11 protein-coding genes are annotated in these 14216 nt (G+C 63.2%); 4 read left to right on the forward strand and 7 right to left on the reverse strand.

The genetic code is table 11. The annotated features are described in order from the left end of the window. Positions 1-73 precede the first annotated feature (73 nt). The 3 genes from XH84_RS29190 (at position 74) to XH84_RS29200 (ending at position 3622) form a co-directional block, all read left to right on the forward strand. Positions 74-1165 (forward strand): TRAP transporter substrate-binding protein, encoded by a 1092-nt coding sequence (locus tag XH84_RS29190; RefSeq protein ID WP_128920565.1) that lies wholly within the window; start codon positions 74-76, stop codon positions 1163-1165. A 372-nt stretch (positions 1166-1537) separates the two neighbouring features. After that, positions 1538-2047, forward strand: a complete 510-nt coding sequence (locus XH84_RS29195) for a DUF2867 domain-containing protein (protein WP_128920566.1) — start codon at positions 1538-1540, stop codon at positions 2045-2047. Positions 2048-2341: 294 nt separating this feature from the next. Continuing rightward, positions 2342-3622: an amidohydrolase family protein gene (locus XH84_RS29200; RefSeq protein WP_128920567.1), complete on the forward strand. Its 1281-nt coding sequence runs from the start codon at positions 2342-2344 to the stop codon at positions 3620-3622. A gap of 87 nt (positions 3623-3709) precedes the next feature. Here XH84_RS29200 and XH84_RS40090 read toward each other — a convergent pair whose 3' ends face one another. The 3 genes from XH84_RS40090 to XH84_RS29220 all read right to left on the reverse strand — a co-directional run bounded on the left by XH84_RS40090 (position 3710) and on the right by XH84_RS29220 (position 6996). After that, positions 3710-4051: a hypothetical protein gene (locus XH84_RS40090; RefSeq protein ID WP_164936399.1), complete on the reverse strand. Its 342-nt coding sequence runs from the start codon at positions 4049-4051 to the stop codon at positions 3710-3712. A gap of 1326 nt (positions 4052-5377) precedes the next feature. Next, a complete protein-coding gene (gene rpmG, locus XH84_RS29215; RefSeq protein WP_007603295.1) occupies positions 5378-5545 on the reverse strand; it encodes a 50S ribosomal protein L33 in 168 nt (55 codons plus the stop codon). A 125-nt stretch (positions 5546-5670) separates the two neighbouring features. Beyond that, positions 5671-6996, reverse strand: coding sequence for an LLM class flavin-dependent oxidoreductase (locus XH84_RS29220; RefSeq protein ID WP_128920569.1), 1326 nt, complete (start codon positions 6994-6996; stop codon positions 5671-5673). 243 nt (positions 6997-7239) lie between these two features. Between XH84_RS29220 and XH84_RS29225 the strand changes: the two genes are divergently transcribed. Next, positions 7240-7779 (forward strand): hypothetical protein, encoded by a 540-nt coding sequence (locus XH84_RS29225; protein WP_128920570.1) that lies wholly within the window; start codon positions 7240-7242, stop codon positions 7777-7779. A 9-nt stretch (positions 7780-7788) separates the two neighbouring features. Here the strand turns inward: XH84_RS29225 and XH84_RS29230 are convergent, their stop codons facing one another. Genes XH84_RS29230 through topA form a run of 4 tightly spaced genes read right to left on the reverse strand, consistent with a single transcriptional unit; the run spans position 7789 to position 14123 of the window. Then, positions 7789-8541 (reverse strand): NUDIX hydrolase, encoded by a 753-nt coding sequence (locus tag XH84_RS29230; protein WP_128920571.1) that lies wholly within the window; start codon positions 8539-8541, stop codon positions 7789-7791. 31 nt (positions 8542-8572) lie between these two features. Then, entirely contained in the window at positions 8573-9013 is a 441-nt protein-coding gene (locus XH84_RS29235; RefSeq protein ID WP_128920572.1) for a DUF983 domain-containing protein, read from the reverse strand. Then, on the reverse strand, positions 9007-11358 hold the full coding sequence (gene rnr, locus XH84_RS29240; protein ID WP_128920573.1) for a ribonuclease R: 2352 nt from the start codon (positions 11356-11358) through the stop codon (positions 9007-9009). Before rnr ends, XH84_RS29235 begins: the two co-directional genes overlap by 7 nt. Before the next feature lie 20 nt (positions 11359-11378). Continuing rightward, positions 11379-14123 carry a type I DNA topoisomerase gene (gene topA, locus XH84_RS29245; protein ID WP_128920574.1) on the reverse strand — a complete coding sequence of 915 codons (2745 nt, stop codon included), beginning with the start codon at positions 14121-14123 and terminating at the stop codon, positions 11379-11381. Between the last annotated feature and the right edge of the window lie 93 nt (positions 14124-14216).

A 14216-nucleotide genomic window follows, 5' to 3' on the forward strand; every position in this document is an offset into this window, starting at 1 on the left:
AGAGGCACTGCCGTCGAACTGACCGCGGGCCGCGGCTTTATTCAATGCGCAATCATCCACAGGGGAGAACGCCATGAAACGTCGTCAATTTCTAAGTACGGCAGGCGCTGGTCTCGCCGCGTCCGCCGCCGTTGTTGCGCCAGCCATCGCTCAGTCGATGCCTGAACTGAAGTGGCGCTGCACCACGAGTTGGCCGAAGTCACTGGACGTGCCTTTCAGTGCATCAGAGACGATCGCAAAATATGTTGCAGAAGCTACCGACAACAAGTTTCAGATTCAGCCCTTCGCAGGCGGCGAGATCGTGCCTGCCTTGCAGGCGGTCGATGCGGTAAGCAACTCAACGGTCGAAATGTGCCACACCGCCGCCTATTATTTCATCGGCAAGGATCCGACCTTCGCACTCTATTGCTCGGTACCGTTCGGCCTGAACTCGCGCCAGCAGAACGCATGGTTTCAAGATCACGGCGGTCAGGACATGCTCAACGAGTTCGGCAAGAAGTACAACATATATGGCATTGCGGGCGGCAATACCGGCACTCAGATGGGCGGCTGGTTCCGCAAGGAGATCAATAACGTCGAAGATCTCAGCGGATTGAAGATGCGGATCGGCGGTTGGGCGGGCAAGACCCTTTCAAAGCTCGGCGTGGTCCCGCAGCAGATCGCAGGCGGCGACATCTATCCCGCGTTGGAAAAAGGCACGATCGACGCAACCGAATGGGTCGGTCCCTATGACGACGAGAAGCTCGGCTTCTACAAGGTCGCGAGGTACTACTATTATCCGGGCTGGTGGGAAGGCGGCACGGCGCTGCATTTCTTCATCAACCTGGACAAGTGGAACGCCCTGCCAAAGGCTTACAAGTCGCTCCTCACTCTGGCCTGCGGCTATGCCAACATGGATGTTCAGGCGCGCTACGATGCGCGCAATCCGGCGGCCATCAAACGGCTGGTCGCCAACGGGACCCTTCTGCGTCCGTTCAGCCAGGCGGTGATGGAGGCGTGCCTAAAGGCTTCGAACGAGGTCAATGCGGAAACCTCCGCGTCCAACCCTGATTTCAAGAAGATCTACGATTCGCAAATGGATTTTCGAAACGACGAGAATCTCTGGTGGCAGATCGCGGAGTATTCATATGAAACATTCATGATCCGCACGCGTTCGAAGGGCTGAACGAGCCGCGCGTTTGAAATCTGACTTACCGGAATATCCGGATTTGGCCCTAGGCTGACATCCAACTGTCCGCATTCAGCGTCGTCTTCTGCATCGAAAGCGGACATTGCTTGGGACGCGCCTAGTCGTCTGGCGCGTCCCCTAGCCGCAACGCACTGCGTTCCAACGCCTCGCCTTTCATGAGCCACCAGCTCGGCAGTTTCCTAGTGCCTATGGGAGGGTCGTGATCGACAGCTTGTGACCCAACTGGGACATGTGCGCCGTAGGATTGTTGCGATGCAGAGCGCGTGGGTATAAAAAGGACTACGGTGGCAAGATCGTCCGCAACGCCAACCGCACTGCGCTCCTCCAAAGCATCCGGTACCTGATCCCATGACCAAAGCGCGCGCCGTGCCGATGCCGAGCAACAGTGTGCTTACGCCGCTTTACGCGGGCGCGGATCTCTTGGATGCCTTTGCAATTCGACTGCCGGCGGGCGCCAGTGATGATGTAGAGGTGCTGGCTCGCGCCGCGCTCGAGCGACAGGCGTGGTGGATTCGTGCCCTCACACGTGTCCGCGATATCGTGATGGCGACGGTCGGCGTCAAATCGTCGCGCGCCGTCGGTCTTGCCGCAGCGGCGCGCGGGCCGGTTATCGGCTTCTTCCCGGTGCTGTCAAAGAGCGCGACGGAGCTGGTCGTGGGCGCGGATGACCGGCATCTCGACTTCCGCGTCACCATTCAACTTCGCCCCGATGCAGCAAATGGGCGCGAGCTGGTCGCGGGCACTGTGGTGCATTGCCATAACCGATTGGGGCGTATCTATCTTACGACGATAGTACCGTTTCATCGCGTGATTGTGCCGGCCAGTTTAGAACAGGCGGCAAGAGCGATGAAGAGTTAAGCATGCTTTAGCGGTTGCGACCTGTTGCGGTCGACGAACGAGTCTGTTTCTGGCGCCCTGGCGGATCTTGACGTCGATGTCCGCGGATGCGGTCGCTTAGTCGTCGTTTGTCCGAGAAGGTTCATGCGGTTCTCGAAAATTTTGCCGCTCCTCAGCGCTCGTTTGCAGTCATAGGATTGGTCTCGCAGGGCGACGTGTCTCCGGCTCCAATCGATTCATTCTGAATTCCTGCGTTGCCGCGCGAGGCGGAGCTGCTCGTCAAAGCCGCGAACAAAAAAGCACAGGGGGGACCTCATGACCGCGTTGTCACGCCGCGATTTCCTGGCACTTTCGACATCCGCCGCAGCCGTCGGCCTCGCCGCACCAGTGCGGGCCGCGATGGGGCCGAACGACAAGTACGATCTGGTGATCCGCGGCGGCGAGGTGCTCGATCCCAGCCAGTCGCTGCGCGCCAGACGCGATATCGGCATCCGCTGGGGCATGATCGAGACGGTCCAGGAGACGATCCCCGTCGAGCGCGCGCTGAAGAGCATCGACGCGTCAGGCAAGCTCGTGATGCCCGGTCTGATCGATCTGCATTGTCACGTCTACCCTTACGGCTCGGCCATCGGTATTCCCGCCGACGAGCTGGTGCAATTCCAGGCCACGACGACCGTCGTCTCGGCAGGCGATGCCGGGGTCAACAATCTGGCGGCGCTGCGCCGGTTCATCGTGGCCCAAACGCGGGCGCGGATGTACGCCTTCGTCCATATCGCCAATAACGGCCTGTCGGCGTTCCCGGCCGCCGAGCTGTACAATATCGACGTCGCACAGACCGAAGCCTGCGCGATGGCGCTCGCCGAGAACCGCGACTTCCTGCTCGGCGTCAAAGTGCGGATGTCGGAGAACGTGATTTACAAGCACGGGCTCGAGCCGCTGAAGCGGGGCATCCAGGCTTGCGAGATGTGCGGCTGGCCGGCCAAGATGATGGTGCATATCGGCGGCGTCGAGACCAAGGAGCTGATGTCGCAGATCCTCGACCTGCTCCGCCCGGGCGACGTGCTGACGCACGCCTATTCAGGCGCTCCGAACATGTCCAACGTCTTCACCAACATCGTTCAAGACGGCAAGCTGCTGCCTGCGGCTCTCGCCGCCAAGCAGCGTGGGGTCATCTTCGACGTCGGTCACGGCGGCGGCAGCTTCGATTTCACCGTGGCGGAAGTCGCGATCCCCGGCGGATGCACGCCGGACACGATCTCCTCCGACATTCATGTCTTCTCCGGCAATTCGCCAGGCATTCCGTTCCTGCCCAACGTGATGAGCAAGTTCATGATCCTCGGCTTCACGCTGGAGCAGGTGGTTGCGATGGCCACCACTGCCCCGGCGAAGATCATCGACCGCGCGCCGAAGATCGGCACGCTGCAAGTCGGTGCGCCCGGCGACGTCGCCATCATGGAGCTGGTGGAAGGGCCGGTGAGCTTCGTCGACACCCGCAACAACAAGAGGGACGGCAAGGCCTATCTCAAGCCGATTCAGACCGTCATCAACGGGGTGCCCTTCGGCCGGCCTTATCAGGCGCCGTTCGCAGTCAGATAGCGAGCCGGCCGACGCTGAACGTGTGCGACGCGCGTGATCGAGGTCCATCAAAGTTGCGGGACTACGTCCGCGACAATCTTGTCGCATTCAACGAAAGGTAGTATCTTCGGGTTGGGATGCATAGGGAGACGTAGCCATGAGCTTCTCGCCGCGTGTGTCGGCCCCGCTGTCTTGCATTGCCTTGATGATCCTCGGATCAGGCAGTCCGGCCCTGTCGCAGCCAACAACGACGCTTCCCGACGTCACCGTCGAGGCTCCAACGCTCAGGTCAAAGGCGAAGCAGCACGTAGTTGCGCGACACACTGTCAACAGCCCCACGACGACGACCGTTGGAACGATCTTGGCGGCGCCGATCTCGGATTCGGCAAAGCTCGCAAGGTACGCGAGCATCACGGGCAGCTGCGTCGGCGGTTGCTCCACCAGCTTCAAATCCGGAACCGCTCCCTGGCACGGCTGCTCGATATCTTCCTATCCGGCTCTGTCGCCGACGTGCAGAAACGTCGGTAATTTCAAGACCTACGAAGAGTGCCGGGCGACGTCGATGCTGATGGGGTGGAGACCTAACGACATTCCATGGTACTGCAGCAGCCTGGCTCTGAAGTAGCCGGACACGTGCAGCTAAGACGCCGCGATGCGAAGCATCGTCCGGTGCGATGCGCTGCAGAGCCGGGGCCCATGCCTCAGCAGTGCGCCGTGTTGCTTTCTGGGTCACGGCTCTCAGGAGCAGCGCCATAGCGTGTCGAAGACGCGCGTGAACGTGCTGATGGCGCTGCACCGTGTTCGGGATACGAGAGAGCTCGCGCTCAACCGCAGCACAAGATCTTTGGAGAGAAAGAACTAGCGCGCGCGTCCTGACCGCTTAAGATCGGCGACCTTGAACCTGTTGCCGGCGGCGAGGCTGCTGCAGAACCAATGGGCTCTGTTTCGAAACTCGCCGAGGAACACCTTGGTCTCGACGCAAGCCTCGTAGGATTTATGGGTGATGGTGTCTCGGCACGTTGGCGAGAAAGGCCCATAGTTCAGACCGCCGCCCGACTCGCTGCATCCAATCCACGGCTCATTGCCCTGTCGGAAGCTTGTTGCACAGCCACCGTTGCAGCTGCTTGCGACTTTCTCCAAGCCGGCAATCCGCGCCATTGGCGAGCCCGGTGCATACGAAGTTGTGCGCGCGATTGACGTTCGAGCTGTTGACGCAGTCCGACGCGGCGCCGTTGTGTTTGCTCCCCGCTCCGACACATGCGGCTTTGCCACCTGTTTCGGCGCGTCGACCGTGATGGGAGGAAGCGAGGTGGCGGAGCCGGTTGGGATTTGCGATGCTGCCGGGGCGCACAGCAAGACGGTTGACAGGGCTGCGATGGTTGAAGGCACGATAAGGCTCGATGACAATCTCATGACCATGTCCTTCCAATGCCGGCACGGAAATGCCGTGCCGGTAATTGCACGGTAACATACATTTGAGGTTGATCAATCGAAGGTTGAGGAGCCGTGTGACCAATCGTTGACCATGGTGGTCAGGCGAGGTGGAGCACGTCAATTCGTTCTCGTGCCCGGACGCGGCGCTCCTGGCGATGCGAAGCATCGTCCGGTGCGGTGGCAGAGCCGGGCCCATGTCTCCGCAGCGGGCTGTGTTGCTTTCTGGGTCCCGGAGGCAGCGCAGCAACGTTGCACTCTGCAGCGCGTCCGGGACACGCGGCTCAAAAACGAAAACGGGGCCCGAAGGGGCCCCGTGAAACTCAGCAGTGCTGATCCGCGATCTTACTTGATCTTGGCTTCGCGGAATTCGACGTGCTTGCGCGCGACCGGATCGTACTTCTTCTTGACCAGCTTGTCGGTCATGGTGCGCGAATTCTTCTTGGCGACGTAGTAGAAGCCGGTGTCGGCCGAGGACACGAGCTTGACCTTGATGGTGACCGCTTTGGCCATGTTCTGAACCTCAGAATATCAGGGGAATCTGGAGCCGGCCAAACGGCCCGCGTTGGCCGGCAACCTAGCCAGAAACCGCCTGATGTCAAGGTTTTACACTCTGAAAACCACCCAAATCGGCCCGATCAGGCCTCGAAGAACCGGTTTTTCGGCCGAGGCAGGCCCAGATTCTCCCGCAAAGTGGCTCCTTCGTACTCTTTCCGGAAAATCCCGCGCCGCTGCAGCTCCGGGACGACCTTGTCGACGAAATCGTCGAGGCCGGCGGGCAGGAACGGGAACATGATGTTGAAGCCGTCCGAGCCGCGCCCGACCAGCCATTCCTCCATCTGGTCGGCGATGGTCTTGGCCGTGCCGACGAAGGACAGCCCGCCATAGCCGCCGACGCGCTGGGCGAGCTGGCGCACGGTGAGCTTGTCGCGCTTGGCAAGGTCGACCATGCGCTGCCGGCCGCTCTTGCTGGCGTTGGTCTCCGGGATCTCCGGCAGTTGCCCATCGGGATCGAAGCCCGAGGCATCGGTGCCGAGAATGACGGAGAGCGAGGCGATGGCGCTGTCGTAATGCACGCGGCTGTCGAGCAAAGCGCGCTTCTCCTTGGCCTCATCGACGCTGTCGCCGACCACGACGAAAGCGCCGGGCAGGATCTTGAGGTGCTCGGGGTCGCGGCCGACCTTCTCCATGCGGCCCTTGATGTCGGCATAGAGCTTCTGCCCGTCGGCGAGATTGCCGCCGCCGGTGAACACGGCTTCCGCGGTCTCGGCCGCGAGCTGCTTGCCGTCTTCCGAGGCGCCGGCCTGCACGATCACGGGCCAGCCCTGCACGGGCCTTGCGATGTTGAGGGGGCCGCGTACCTTCAGATATTTGCCGTTGTGGTCGAGCGTGTGCATCTTCGCGGGATCGAAGAACAACCCGCTCTCGACATCGCGCACGAAGGCGTCGTCGGCGAAGGAATCCCACAAGCCGGTGACCACGTCGTAGAACTCGCGGGCGCGCTTGTAGCGCTCGGCATGCTCCATGTGGTCGTCGAGGCCGAAATTCAGCGCCGCGTCCGGGTTCGAGGTGGTGACGATGTTCCAGCCGGCACGGCCGCCGCTGAGATGGTCGAGCGAGGCGAAGCGGCGCGCGACGTGATAGGGCTCGTCGAACGTGGTCGAGCCCGTCGCGATCAGGCCGATGCGCTCGGTGACCGCCGAGAGCGCCGACAGCAGCGTGAACGGCTCGAACGACGTCACGGTGTGGCTGCGCTTGAGGGCGTTGACCGGCATGTTCAGCACGGCGAGGTGATCGGCCATGAAGAAGGCATCGAACTTGCCGGCCTCGAGCTTCCGGATCAGCTGCTTGACGTGACCGAAGTTGAAATTGGCATCGGGCCAGGCCCCGGGATAGCGCCAGGCGCCGGTGTGGATGCTGATCGGGCGCATGAACGCGCCAAGCTTGAGTTGCCGTTGTGCCATCGCGCGCGAAGTCCGTTCTGGGTGTCGTTGGGGGAAGACATAGGCATGCCGGGGAACTCCGCCATTGGGGGAGGCAGGAAGAATTTTTTGTTTTTCGCGACACGCTCAGCACAATCGCGTCATTGCGGGTCGCCACTTGGCGCGCGCCCCGGAATGACAGCGGAGGGCGGGTCGTTCCGAATCGAACCGATCCGCCGTTCGGCCCGACCAAGCCTCAACCTTCGCTTCCGAGGAGACGCTTCAGTGGCCGGCGCAATGACAGTAGACGGCACAATCCGCATCGACCGTCCCATGCCCTGGGTCGGCCGGCTGCTGTCGCTGCCGCTGCTGGCGGCAAGTGGTTATCTGCTGTGGAACGTTGCGCTCGGCCTGCGCCAGGATTTTTTCGGCTTCGGAAGGCTCGCCGATGATCTCGTGCCGGTGCTGGTGTTCGCCGGGCTCGGCCTCCTCGTCGGGATCCCCGGAATCATCCTGCTCACGTTCCGCTATTTCGTCGTGCTCAACGAGACGCTGCGCCAGATCGTCATCACCAGGCAGTTCGGTCCGCTGAATATCCGCTCCTCGCGCGATCTCGCCGACTACCATTTCGTCAGCATCACCGACGACTACGATCCGCAAGCGACGACCTACGACGTCAATCTCTGTGGCAACAAGGGCACCGAGCCGATCACGCTTCAGAGCTTCACCAGGCGGGATGAGGCGGACGAGCTCGCGAGCGAGATCGGCCGCCTCCTGAAACTGCCGGCGCGCGACTATGTCGGCACCGAGCCGGACGCGGACTGATCCGCACGACTAGCCCAAAAAATCCTTCTGCATCTTGCCGCCGTAGAAATGGAAGAACGGCACCGGCGCGTCGTGGCGGAGCGGGCCGGTGGCAAGGCGGCTGTCGAGCTCGTTGAGCACGTTGCGCGTCATCGGATGCAGATCGGCGAGCGGCTTCGAGCCGAGCTCCACCCAGACCAGTTCGACCAGTTCGGCATCGGCATGGATCACGCCGTCGATGCGGTGAGTGATCGCGGAGGCATCCGCGGTGAAGAAGCGCGTGTCGAACCGCTTGACGCGGCCGGGCGGGGTGATCGCGCGCGCGATCAGGAACAGGCTGGACGGATCGGGCAGGAGACCTGCATCCGCGAACGGCTTCCACGGACCATCGAGCTTCGTCAGCTTGGCCTCGGTCTTGCGGCCGAGGCAGAGACCGGTCTCTTCGCAGGCCTCGCGGATCGCGGCAACGGCGAGCGATTTCGCGCGTGAGGCGGGGGTCTTCGGACTACCCTTGGCAAGATTGGCTTCCAGTTCGGCCGTGATGGGCGCAGCACACGGCACGCGGTAGTCGGCTTTGTCGACGCGCCCGCCCGGGAAGACGAACTTGCCGGGCATGAACACCACCTTGTCGTGGCGCTTGCCGACCAGAACTTTCGGAATGGCGCCGCTGCGATCGACGAGGATCAGCGTCGCCGCATCCTTCGGACGGAAATAGGGATGATGATCGGCTTCCTTTTCTTCGTGGACCTTTGTCTTCTCCGCAACCGGCGCAATATCCGTCATGTCCTCACCCAGATCGTTCTTGCTTATTTGCTTACACCGGCGGAATACCATCGGGAGGGGTCTCGTCAAACCCGTGCATGCGCAGAGCCCATTGCAAGCCGACCACAGCTCCCTTCACCGGCTGCAGCAGGGCGAGCGAGGCGACGAAGGTGAAGGGCAGATAGGCGGCGAAGCTGATCCAGACCGGCGTGGTGTAATTGGTCTCGATCCACAAAACACCCGGCACGACGATGTGGCCGACGATGACGATGACGAGATAGGCGGGCAGATCGTCGGCGCGGTGCGGGGTGAAATCGAGGTCGCATTTGGCGCAATTGTCGGCCGTCTTCAGGAAAGCGCGGAACAGCTTTCCCTCGCCGCAGCGCGGGCAGTGGCCGCGAAAGCCGCGCCTCATCGCCGTCCACAGATCGCGCTTCTCGACGAGCCCCGTCTCGCGCGTCCAGATCTTTGGGGCCGTGCTCATCGTCACCATGCCTTGCCCTTCTTGCCTTTGCCCTTGTTCTTTCCTTTGCCCTTCCCAGCCTTGCCGGATTTTGGCTTGGCCGGCTTGCGTTTTTTGTCCGGGCTGCGCCCAGGATGTGCCTTGAACGAGGGACGGCGTTGTGGTCCAGGTCGCCTGCGGTCGCGCGGCGCGGTCTCGCTGGAGGATGACAGCAGCTCGAAGCGCAGTGCGCCGGCGATGGGGGCCGCTTCAATCAGGCGGACATCGACGACGTCACCGAGCTGATACATGGTGCCGCTGCGCGTGCCGATCAGCGCATGGCGGCTCTCGTCATAGTTGAAATATTCCGTGCCGAGGGATCGGATCGGGATCAATCCGTCGGCGCCGGTCTCGCTCAGCTTGACGAACAGGCCGGCGCGGGTGACCCCGGAGACGCGGCCCTGGAAGCTGGCGCCGATGCGGTCGGCGAGGTGATGGGCGATCAGGCGATCGACGGTCTCGCGCTCCGCCTTCATGGCGCGCCGCTCGGTCAGCGAAATATGAGCTGCGACCTCGCTTAAGGTTTCCGGCGTCTCGCTGTCGGGCAGGGCGCCTTCGCCCAAGCCCAGTGCGCGGACCAGGGCGCGGTGCACGACGAGGTCGGCATAGCGGCGGATCGGCGAAGTGAAATGCGCGTAGCGCCGCAAATTCAAGCCGAAGTGCCCGTAATTCTCCGAGGAGTATTCCGCCTGCGCCTGGGCGCGCAGCACCACCTCGCTCACCAGCGGGTAATAGTCGTGACCTTCGAGCTGGGCCAGCACGCGGTTGAACAGCGTCGGTCGCAGCGCACCTGATTTGGCGAAGGGGACGTCGAGCGTCTCCAGGAACTCAGAGAGCGCGTGGACCTTTTCCAGCGTCGGCTCGTCATGCACGCGGTAGATCAGCGGCAGTGATTTCTTCTCCAGCGTCTCCGCAGCGGCGACGTTGGCGAGGATCATGAACTCCTCGATCAGCTTGTGCGCATCGAGACGCTCCGGCACCACGACGCGGTCGACCGTGCCGTCGCTCTTCAGTAGGATCTTGCGCTCGGGCAGATCGAGATTGAGCGGATCGCGCTCGTCGCGCGCGCGCTTGGCGCAGGCATAGGCGGCATAGAGCGGCCGCAATATCGGATCGAGCAGGGGGCCCGTGACATCGTCCGGCCGACCGTCGATCGCAGCCTGTGCCTGCGCGTAAGCGAGCTTCGCCGCCGAGCGCATCAGGATGCGGTGGAACGTATGCGAGCGCTTGCGGCCATCGGGGCCGAGCACCATGCGCACCGCGAGCGCGCCGCGCGGCTCGCCCGGCACTAGCGAGCAGAGATTGTTTGAGATCCGCTCGGGCAGCATCGGAACGACGCGGTCGGGGAAATAGACCGAGTTGCCGCGATCGAGCGCGTCGCGGTCGAGCGCCGAGCCCGGCCGCACGTAGAAGCTGACATCGGCAATGGCGACATCGACGATGAAGCCGCCTTTGTTGTTGGGATCGTCGTCGGCCTGCGCATGCACCGCGTCGTCATGATCCTTCGCATCCGGGGGATCGATGGTGACGAGCGGCACGTCGCGCCAGTCCTCGCGTCCCCTAAGGTTGGCGGGCTCTGCGGCTTCCGCCTCGCGCTCCGCAGTGGAGGAGAATTGCAGCGGAATGTCATGGGCGTAGATCGCGATCAGACTGATCGCCTTCTCCGACTTGACCGAGCCGAGCTTCTCCTTGACCCGGCCTGACGCCAGGCCAAAGCTGCGGGTGCGCACGATGTCGACGCTGACGAGGTCGCCATCCTGTGCGCCGTGCGTATCGGCTGGAGCGATGTTCAGCTCCCGGTCGGCGGACTTCTTGTCGACGGGCACGAGGCGTCCGCCGCCATCGGGAAGGCTGCGGAAGACGCCGAGGATACGGGTCTTGGTCTTGTCGAAGACCTTGATGATGTGGCCGAGATAGGCCGGGCCTTCGGTCTCGTCCGAGCGCTCGACGCGCAACAGCACGCGATCGCGAACGCCGGCGACGGTGCCGGGCTTTGGCCGGCGCGGCATCTGGATACGGATTTTAGGAGGCTCGCCGCTCTCGACCTCATCCCATTCGGTCGGGGAGGCGATCAGCTCACCGTCGGAGTCGCGCCCCGTAATGTCGGCGACCAGCGTCGGCGGCAGGCTGTCCGGTTCGGACACCGTATGGCGCTTCTTCTTGATGGTGCCGTCGTCGGCAAGCTCGCGCAGCATGCGCTTGAGCTCGACGCGATCGGCATTCTTCAGGCCGAACTCGCGTGCAATTTCGCGGGTTCCGGCCTTTCCTTGATTTGCCTTGATGAAGGCGACGATGGCTTGCCTGTCGGGAAAGCCATGGTCATTCTTGCGTTTCACTTAACCTCTAATTCTTGATCTCAAGTCTTGCCGGCACTCTTCTTGGCCGGAGCCTTGGTGGCGGCGGCCTTGGTCGGCGACGTTTTTGCAGTCGACGACACGGCAGCGCGCGCCTTGCTGGTGGATTCGGTTTTCGATTTGGCCGCCTTCTTCGCGGCCGGTTTCTTCTTCGGCGCGGTGTCCTCGCCGTCCGCGGCCTTCGCTGCAGTTTTCTTGGCTTTGGCGGGATTTGCCGCCTTCTTCGCTTTGGCTTTGCCGCCGCCCTTGGCCGCGCGCTCGTCGATCAGCGCGATCGCCTGCGGCAGCGTGACATTGTCCTTTTCGAACTCGGCAGGGATCGTCGCGTTGACGCCGCCGGCGGTGACATAGGCGCCGTAACGGCCGCTCTTCACGGTGACGGTGCCGAGGGTGGGATGATCGCCGAGCGCCTTGCCAGGATCGGCGCCGAAGCGCCGGCTCGGGCCCTTGGCGACCTTCTCCGCGATCAGCGTCACCGCGCGGTTGAGGCCGATGTCGAACACCTCGTCGCCGGCTTCCAGGCTGGCGTAGGTCTTCTCGTGCTTCACGAACGGTCCGAAGCGGCCGAGCCCAGCGGTGATGGGCTGGCCGGTCTCCGGATGCTTGCCGATCTCGCGCGGCAGCGACAGCAGCTTCAGCGCAAGCTCGAGATCGACATCGCTGGGCGAGGTGCCCTTCGGGATGCCGGCGCGCTTCGGCTTCTCGCCCTCCTCATAATCCTTCTGCTCGCCGAGCTGGATGTAGGGTCCGAACCGGCCGGCCTTCACCCAGACATCGCGCCCCGTCTCGGGATCCTGGCCGAGTGAACGGTCGGCGCTGGTCTCGCTGTCGGCTGCGAGCTGGCGGGTGTAGCGGCATTCCGGATAGTTCGAGCAGCCGACGAAGGCGCCGAACTTGCCGGCCTTGAGATTCAGCCGGCCGGTGCCGCAATTCGGGCACTGCCTGATGTCGCCGCCATCGGCGCGAGGCGGATAGATGTGCGGCCCGAGCATCTCGTCGAGCACGTCGAGCACCTGCGCGACGCGCAGATCCTTGATGTCGTCGACGGCGCCGATGAAGCCGGTCCAGAAATCCTTCAGCACCTGCTGCCAGGAGATTTCGTTGTTGGAGATGCGGTCGAGCTGCTCTTCGAGGCTGGCGGTGAAATCGTATTCGACGTAGCGGGCAAAGAAGCTTTCGAGGAAGGCGACGACGACGCGGCCCTTGTCCTCGCCGTGCAGGCGCTTCTTCTCCAGCTTGACGTAGCCGCGGTCCTTCAGAACCTGCAGGATCGAGGCATAGGTCGAGGGACGGCCGATGCCGAGCTCCTCCATGCGCTTGACCAGCGAGGCCTCGGAGAAACGCGGCGGCGGCTCGGTGAAGTGCTGGGTGACGGACAGGCTCTGCCGTTTCACCGCCTCGCCCTGGCTCATCGCGGGCAGGCGGCGCGAATCCTCGTCCTCCTCGTCGTCGCGGCCTTCCTGATAGAGCGCGAGGAAGCCGTCGAACTTGACGACCTGACCGGTGGCGCGCAGCTCCAGCGTGCGGGAGCCTGCCTTCGCCGTGATGTCGACGGTGGTGCGCTCGAGCTCGGCCGATTCCATCTGGCTCGCGATGGTGCGCTTCCAGATCAGCTCATAGAGTTTCGCCTGATCGGGATCGAGCCTGCGGCTCATGCTCGCGGGGCGGCGGGACATGTCGGTCGGGCGGATCGCCTCGTGGGCTTCCTGGGCGTTCTTGGCCTTGGCCTGGTACTGGCGGGGGGCGTCCGGGACATAGGCGTTGCCGTAATCCTCGCCGATCACCTTGCGGGCCTGGGTGATCGCCTCGGGCGCGATCTGCACGCCGTCGGTACGCATATAAGTAATGAGTCCGGTGGTCTCGCCGCCGATGTCGATGCCTTCATAGAGGCGCTGGGCGATGCGCATGGTGTGCGCCGGCGCAAAGCCGTATTTGCGGCTGGCTTCCTGCTGCAACGTCGAGGTGGTGAAGGGCGCCTGCGGATTGCGCCGGGCCGGTTTTGCGTCGACCGCGGTGACGGCGTAGCTGGCGGCTTCCAGCGCCTTCTTGAAGTCTTCGGCTTCCGCGCCGGTGCCGATGTCGAGGCGCTGGATCTTCTTGCCGTCGGCGCCGACGAGGCGGGCCTCGAAGGCATCGCCGCGCGGGGTGAGCAGGGTCGCGATCAGCGACCAATATTCACGCGCGACGAACTTCTCGATCTCGAGGTCGCGGTCGCAGACGAGGCGCAGCGCCACCGATTGCACGCGGCCGGCAGAGCGGGCGCCCGGCAGCTTGCGCCACAGCACGGGGGAAAGGGTGAAGCCGACGAGGTAGTCGAGGGCACGGCGCGCCATATAGGCGTCGACCAGCGCGCCGTCGATCTGGCGCGGATGCTTCATCGCGTCCGAGACAGCCTGCTTGGTGATGGCGTTGAACACCACCCGCTCGATCTTCTGATCCTTCAGGGCGCGCTTTTCCTTCAGGACCTCCAGCACGTGCCAGGAGATGGCCTCACCCTCGCGATCAGGGTCGGTGGCGAGAATCAGGCGGTCGGCGCCCTTCAGGGACCTGGCGATGTCGTTGAGCCGGCCGGCCGCCTTGGGGTCGACCTCCCAGATCATCTTGAAATCGGCGTCGGGATCGACGGAGCCGTTCTTCGCGGGCAGGTCGCGGACATGGCCGAATGAGGCCAGAACCTCATAGGACGAGCCCAAATATTTGTTGATCGTCTTGGCTTTCGCCGGCGACTCCACAATGACGATATTCATGTAGTTCCAGTAACTTACGGGAAAATTGGAGGCCGAGAACGAAAGGACTCGGGTCGGCCGTTTCGCCCCGAACATGGGTGGTGAGGCCTCCGC

The organism is Bradyrhizobium nanningense (assembly GCF_004114535.1).
Lineage (GTDB): Bacteria > Pseudomonadota > Alphaproteobacteria > Rhizobiales > Xanthobacteraceae > Bradyrhizobium > Bradyrhizobium nanningense.

Excerpts from the sequence above, each read along its gene's own strand:
- XH84_RS29195 (WP_128920566.1), top strand. The coding sequence starts at position 1,538 with ATGACCAAAGCGCGCGCCGTGCCGATGCCGAGCAACAGTGTGCTTACG.
- XH84_RS29190 (WP_128920565.1), top strand. The coding sequence starts at position 74 with ATGAAACGTCGTCAATTTCTAAGTACGGCAGGCGCTGGTCTCGCCGCG.
- rpmG (WP_007603295.1), bottom strand. The coding sequence starts at position 5,545 with ATGGCCAAAGCGGTCACCATCAAGGTCAAGCTCGTGTCCTCGGCCGAC.
- XH84_RS29235 (WP_128920572.1), bottom strand. The coding sequence starts at position 9,013 with ATGGTGACGATGAGCACGGCCCCAAAGATCTGGACGCGCGAGACGGGG.
- topA (WP_128920574.1), bottom strand. The coding sequence starts at position 14,123 with ATGAATATCGTCATTGTGGAGTCGCCGGCGAAAGCCAAGACGATCAAC.
- XH84_RS29230 (WP_128920571.1), bottom strand. The coding sequence starts at position 8,541 with ATGACGGATATTGCGCCGGTTGCGGAGAAGACAAAGGTCCACGAAGAA.
- XH84_RS29200 (WP_128920567.1), top strand. The coding sequence starts at position 2,342 with ATGACCGCGTTGTCACGCCGCGATTTCCTGGCACTTTCGACATCCGCC.
- XH84_RS29220 (WP_128920569.1), bottom strand. The coding sequence starts at position 6,996 with ATGGCACAACGGCAACTCAAGCTTGGCGCGTTCATGCGCCCGATCAGC.